At 72.2% G+C, this 6,000-nt stretch carries 5 protein-coding genes; all 5 read left to right on the top strand.

The window, feature by feature from the left end:
• Positions 1–97: 97 nt before the first annotated feature.
• The 5 genes from ispD (at position 98) to ACWGDB_RS35260 (ending at position 5,729) form a co-directional block, all read left to right on the top strand.
• On the top strand, positions 98–874 hold the full coding sequence (gene ispD / locus ACWGDB_RS35240; RefSeq protein ID WP_453826182.1) for a 2-C-methyl-D-erythritol 4-phosphate cytidylyltransferase: 777 nt from the start codon (positions 98–100) through the stop codon (positions 872–874).
• A complete protein-coding gene (gene ispF / locus ACWGDB_RS35245) occupies positions 864–1,388 on the top strand; it encodes a 2-C-methyl-D-erythritol 2,4-cyclodiphosphate synthase (RefSeq protein WP_453826183.1) in 525 nt (174 codons plus the stop codon). The genes ispD and ispF overlap by 11 nt, the downstream gene beginning before the upstream one ends.
• Positions 1,389–1,509: 121 nt before the next feature.
• A complete protein-coding gene (gene cysS / locus ACWGDB_RS35250) occupies positions 1,510–2,910 on the top strand; it encodes a cysteine--tRNA ligase (protein WP_453826184.1) in 1,401 nt (466 codons plus the stop codon).
• A gap of 99 nt (positions 2,911–3,009) precedes the next feature.
• Positions 3,010–3,951 carry a 23S rRNA (guanosine(2251)-2'-O)-methyltransferase RlmB gene (gene rlmB, locus ACWGDB_RS35255; protein ID WP_453826185.1) on the top strand — a complete coding sequence of 314 codons (942 nt, stop codon included), beginning with the start codon at positions 3,010–3,012 and terminating at the stop codon, positions 3,949–3,951.
• Between the two features lie 134 nt (positions 3,952–4,085).
• Positions 4,086–5,729, top strand: a complete 1,644-nt coding sequence (locus ACWGDB_RS35260) for a DoxX family membrane protein (RefSeq protein WP_453826188.1) — start codon at positions 4,086–4,088, stop codon at positions 5,727–5,729.
• Positions 5,730–6,000 lie beyond the last annotated feature (271 nt).

A 6,000-nucleotide genomic window follows, 5' to 3' on the forward strand; every position in this document is an offset into this window, starting at 1 on the left:
CGACCGATGTCACGGAAGGGTTCGGTCAAGAAAGGCCCACCCGGCACGCTTGAGGCCATACCCACGTAGGCAGAGCACACAAACCTGACAGGAACCGATGTCTGACGTTTCGCGTCCTTCGCCCACGGGTGTCCCCGCCGACACCCGTGCCGGGGCCCGTACCGCCGTCGTGATCCCGGCCGCCGGAAAGGGCGTACGCCTCGGTCCGGGCGCCCCCAAAGCGCTGCGCGCGCTGAACGGCACGCCCATGCTCATCCACGCCGTGCGCGCGATGGCCGCGTCCCGGGCCGTCTCCCTGGTGGTCGTCGTGGCCCCGCCCGACGGAGCCGCCGAGGTCAAGAGCCTGCTGGACGCCCACGCGCTGCCCGAGCGCACCGACTTCCTGGTGGTCCCCGGCGGCGAGACCCGCCAGGAGTCCGTGAAGTTCGGCCTGGAGGCGCTGCCGCCGGAGCACGGCATCGTCCTGGTGCACGACGCGGCCCGCCCGCTGGTGCCGGTGGACACGGTGGACGCGGTCATCGAGGCGGTACGGGACGGGGCGCAGGCCGTGGTCCCCGCGCTGCCGCTCGCGGACACGGTCAAGGAGGTCGAGCCGACCGGCGGCACGGGCGAGCCCGAACCGGTGGTGGCCACCTTGCGGCGCGCCCGCCTGCGTGCCGTACAGACTCCGCAGGGCTTCGACCGCGCGACGCTGATCCGTGCCCACGAGACGGTGACCGACGACGTCACCGACGACGCGAGCATGGTCGAGCAACTCGGCCTCACCGTCGTGGTCGTGCCCGGCCACGAGGAGGCCTTCAAGGTCACGCGCCCGCTCGACCTGGTCCTTGCGGAGGCGGTCCTGGCGCGCCGGAGGCTGAACGATGGCTTCTGACGCTTCCGATCTCCGGCCGCCGCCGGGAGGTGAGCCCCTGCTTCCCCAGGTCGGCATCGGCACCGACATCCACGCCTTCGAGGAGGGCCGCGAGCTGTGGTGCGCCGGCCTGAAGTGGGAGGGCGAGGGGCCGGGTCTCGCAGGCCACTCCGACGCCGACGTCGTCGCCCACGCCGCCTGCAACGCGCTGTTCTCGGCGGCCGGCCTCGGCGACCTGGGACAGCACTTCGGCACGGGGCGCCCCGAGTGGTCCGGCGCCTCGGGCGTCGTACTGCTCACCGAGGCGGCCCGGATCGTGCGCGAGGCGGGCTTCCGGATCGGCAATGTCGCCGTCCAGGTCGTCGGCCCCCGCCCCAAGATCGGCAAGCGCCGCGACGAGGCGCAGAAGATCCTGTCGGAGGCGGCCGGAGCCCCGGTGTCGGTGTCGGGCGCGACCACCGACGGCCTCGGTTTCCCGGGCCGTGACGAGGGACTGATGGCGGTGGCGACGGCGCTGGTGGTCCGGGTCGGCTGAGGCCGGTCGGCGGGCCGTCCCAGCGCGGGCCCGACCCGCCCCCACCGGCCTGCGAGTGACCACGAACGGCCAAACCGCACTTACGCACCAGGCACTCCCATCCGCCCACTACCCTGGTGTCGTGACTATTCGCCTGTACGACACCAGCGCCCGGCAGATCCGTGACTTCGCCCCGCTCCAGCAGGGCTGTGTCTCGATCTACCTCTGTGGCGCCACCGTGCAGGCCGCACCGCACATCGGGCACATCCGCTCCGGGCTCAACTTCGACATCATGCGCCGCTGGTTCGAATACCGCGGCTACGACGTCACGTTCATCCGGAACGTCACGGACATCGACGACAAGATCATCGGCAAGGCGGAGCAGCAGAACCGCCCCTGGTGGTCCATCGGCTACGAGAACGAACGCGCCTTCACCGACGGCTACACCGCCCTCGGCTGCCTCCCGCCGACGTACGAGCCCCGCGCCACCGGCCATGTCACCGAGATGGTCGAGATGATGCGCGGGCTCATCGAGCGCGGACACGCCTACGAGGCGGACGGCAGCGTCTACTTCGACGTCCGCTCCTGGCCCTCCTACCTGGAGCTGTCCCGGCAGGACCTCGACGAGATGCGGCAGCCCACCGAGGAGGGCATCACCGGCAAGCGGGACCCGCGCGACTTCGCGATGTGGAAGGCCGCCAAGCCCGGCGAGCCCGACTGGGAGACGCCGTGGGGCCGGGGCCGCCCGGGCTGGCACCTGGAGTGCTCGGCGATGGCTCACAAGTACCTCGGAACCGCCTTCGACATCCACGGCGGCGGACTCGACCTGATCTTCCCGCACCACGAGAACGAGATCGCCCAGGCCAAGGCCTACGGCGACGACTTCGCCCAGTACTGGGTGCACAACGCCTGGGTCACCATGAGCGGCGAGAAGATGTCGAAGTCGCTCGGCAATTCCGTCCTGGTCTCCGAGATGGTCAAGCAGTGGCGCCCGATCGTCCTGCGCTACTACCTGGGCACCCCGCACTACCGCTCGACGATCGAGTACAGCGAGGAGGCCCTGCGCGAGGCCGAGTCGGCGTTCGCGCGCATCGAGGGCTTCGTGCAGCGCGTGGTCGAGATGACCGGGCACGTCGTCGAGCCGTCCCCCGAGGTGCCGCTCGCCTTCGCCGAGGCGATGGACGACGACCTTGGAGTCCCGCAGGCGCTGGCCGTCGTCCACACCACCGTCCGCCAGGGCAACAGCGCGCTGGCCGCCGACGACAAGGAAGCCGCCGTGGCCCGCCTCGCCGAGGTCCGCGCCATGCTCGGCGTCCTCGGCCTGGACCCGCTCGATGAGCACTGGGCCGGCGAGTCCGACCGCGGCGAGGACCTCCACGGCGTGGTCGACACCCTGGTCCGCATGGTCCTCGACCAGCGCGAGGCGGCCCGCTCCCGCAAGGACTGGGGCACCGCCGACGCCATCCGCGACCAGCTCAAGCAGTCGGGTCTCGTCATCGAGGACGGCCCGCAGGGCCCCCGCTGGACCCTCGGGCCCCGCTGACGGATCCCGGTTCCCCGAAGATCGATTGTGCCGCCCGGCCCTCCGGGCGGCACACTGCATAGACGTACGTACGAACGCCTCACGACAGACAGGTAGGTCATGGCCGCGAACAACCGCCGCATGTCCGGCAAGAAGGGCGCGCAGGTCGGCAGTGGCGGCCAGCGGCGCAAGGGCCTCGAGGGCAAGGGCCCGACCCCGCCCGCCGAGATGCGCAAGAAGCACAAGAAGAACCGCATCGCGACCGCCAAGGCGAAGCAGGCCGCGCGCCGCCCCGTGCCGCGCGGCCGTGGCGGCAAGGGCACGTCCGAGATGGTCGTAGGACGTAACCCGGTGGTCGAGGCCCTGCGCGAGGGCGTCCCGGCTTCGACGCTCTACGTCCAGCAGTTCATCGACAACGACGAGCGCGTCCGCGAGGCCCTCCAGCTCGCCGCCGAGCGCGGCGGCATCAACCTCATGGAGGCCCCGCGCCCCGAGCTGGACCGCATGACGAACGGCCTCAACCACCAGGGTCTCGTCCTGCAGGTCCCGCCGTACGAGTACGCGCACCCCGAGGAGCTGGCCGACGCGGCCGCGGACGCGGGCGAGGACCCACTCATCGTCGCCCTCGACGGCGTGACGGACCCGCGCAACCTGGGTGCCGTGGTCCGCTCGGTCTCCGCGTTCGGCGGCCACGGCGTCGTCGTACCGGAAAGGCGAGCGGCCGGCATGACGGCCGGCGCCTGGAAGACGTCGGCCGGCACCGCGGCCCGCACCCCCGTCGCCCGCGCCACGAACCTGACCCGCGCCCTGGAGGCGTACAAGAAGGCGGGCATCGTGGTCGTCGGCCTCGCCGCCGACGGCGAGGCCGAACTCGGCGATCTGGAAGCCCTGGCGGGCCCGGTCGTCATCGTGGTCGGCAGTGAGGGCAAGGGCCTGTCCCGGCTGGTGGGCGAGACGTGCGACTTCCGCGTCCGCATCCCGATGCCGGGCGGCGCGGAATCCCTCAACGCCGGTGTGGCGGCGGGGATCGTCCTCTACGAGGCGGCTCGCCGACGCGGCTGAACACGCGTCCGTGGCGTCACCCGTGCGGGGTAATTCCGGTGACAGTGGTGCGACCTGCGCATCCTTGACGGGGTCCGGACAGATCGGGCCGGTCAAGGCAGTGTCCTAAGCACACGTCACTCGGTTAGTTGAGTGTGGACACCAGAACACCCCGCACACCCACGGGGGACCGTTCGTCGGGATACGACGACGCTCCCGCGCTGAGCATGGTGAAGGTGCCGAGCGATCCGGCGCAGATCATCGTCAATCACGCGAGTTTCCGCGTGCTGCTGGGCGCGTCGACCGGGCGCACCAAATCCCCCCGGATCGCACGGCACTTGAGCGCCACCGAGGACACCACCCGCATCCCCGTCGCCGGCGCGGCCGGCAGAGCGGGCGCGGCCACCGGCGCCCGCCGCCGAGTCGCCGTCTGGAACGGTACGTCCGCGCCCGACGACACCGGCGCCCACCGCCTGCTCCAGGCCGTGCGGGACGGCAGCGTCCGCCACGGCGAGGAGCCGGCCCCCGGCCTCGGCGGAGCCACCCAGGTCATCCCCCGGGTCGACATCGGCGGCTATGACGGCTACGACGCCGGCTACGACGACGACTTGTCACGGACCGTCGAAACGCCGATCGTCGGCGCCCAGCGCACGCACGAATCCCTCGAAACCCGGCTCCTGCCTCATATGCGCACGGTCGAGAGCGCATACGACGAGGAACTCGTCTACGACGACGAGGAGTTCGCGGAGGACCCCCACAGCACGCACGCAACCGACGCGCCCCCCAGGCGGCCCGGTGGCGGCGACGACCCGGCCCGGCACGCCTACTACCCAGGCCGCCGTATGAACCTCGGCGTCGTCCTCCTCCCGCTCCGTGTCTTCCTCGGCTTCATCTCCATCTACGCCGGCATGGGCAAGCTCTGCGACCCCGTCTACTTCGACGGCGGCAAGCGCGGCTCGATGGTGAAGTGGCTCAACACCCTGCACCCGTGGGAAGTGGCCGAGCCCCTCCGCCAGTTCGCCCTGGAGCACCCGGTCGGATCCGGCCTGGTCATCGCCTTCTTCCAGGTCATCGTGGGCGTCCTCACGGTCCTGGGATGCTGGCAGCGGGTCGCCGCGGTCGTCGGCGCGCTGCTGTCGGCCGCGCTCCTGCTCACCGTCAGCTGGAAGAGCGTCCCGGTCTACGACGCGCCCGACATCATCTACCTCGCCGCCTGGTCCCCGCTGATCATCGCCGGCGCCCCGGTCTACTCGATCGACGGCCGCCTCGCGGGTATGGCCTGGCGCCGCCTCGGCCCCCGCGCCGACATCTGGGAGCTCCGCAGTTACGTCCTGCGCCGCGGCGCCCTGGTCACGGTGATCGTCACCGGCCTGACCCTTCTCGTCGGCTCGCTGCTCGGCGGCGCGGTCCGCGACGCCGACCGCGTCGTCGTCCCCGGTCCCGGCGAGGCCCCGCGCAACGAGCTCCCGGGGTCCCCGCTGCCGCAGGAGCCCGGCCAACGGAAGAAGACGCCGTCGGCCTCCAACTCGCCCACGCAGGGCGCCACGTCGGGGGCGGCCACGCCGTCCGGCGCCGCTACGACGCCGGGCGCCACCAGCGACACGGGCAGCGCCGGGGCGGGTACGCCCAGCCAGACGCAGGGCACCGGGGGACAGGCTCCTCCCCAGCAGTCGGCTCCGGCCGACGAGGCGCCCAGCACCAGCACCGGTCCGACCTCCGGGGGTCCCTCCTCCGGCGGTGGTTCCACGGGCGGCTCCGACGCCGACGAACCCGGCCTGGTGGGCGGCCTGTTGGGGTAACCCTGCCGGTGGACGTCCTCCTCACCCCGGCGTCCACCGGCTGACCGCCCGATGGGCCCCGCACACCACCCGTGCGGGGCCCATCACCACATCTCCGTCGCCCCCGCCGCCCCTTCCCGTCCCGTCCCTGGGGGCTGCCGCCCCCAGACCCCCGCTTCGGCCTGAACGGCCTCGTCCTCAAACGCCGGACGGGCTGCAGTGCCTGGACCGGCACGGACAAGTGACCGCCGGACTGACCGTGGTGGCGCACCCCCGCGGCGCGGCACTCGCG

It is taken from the genome of Streptomyces sp. NPDC055013, assembly GCF_053608645.1.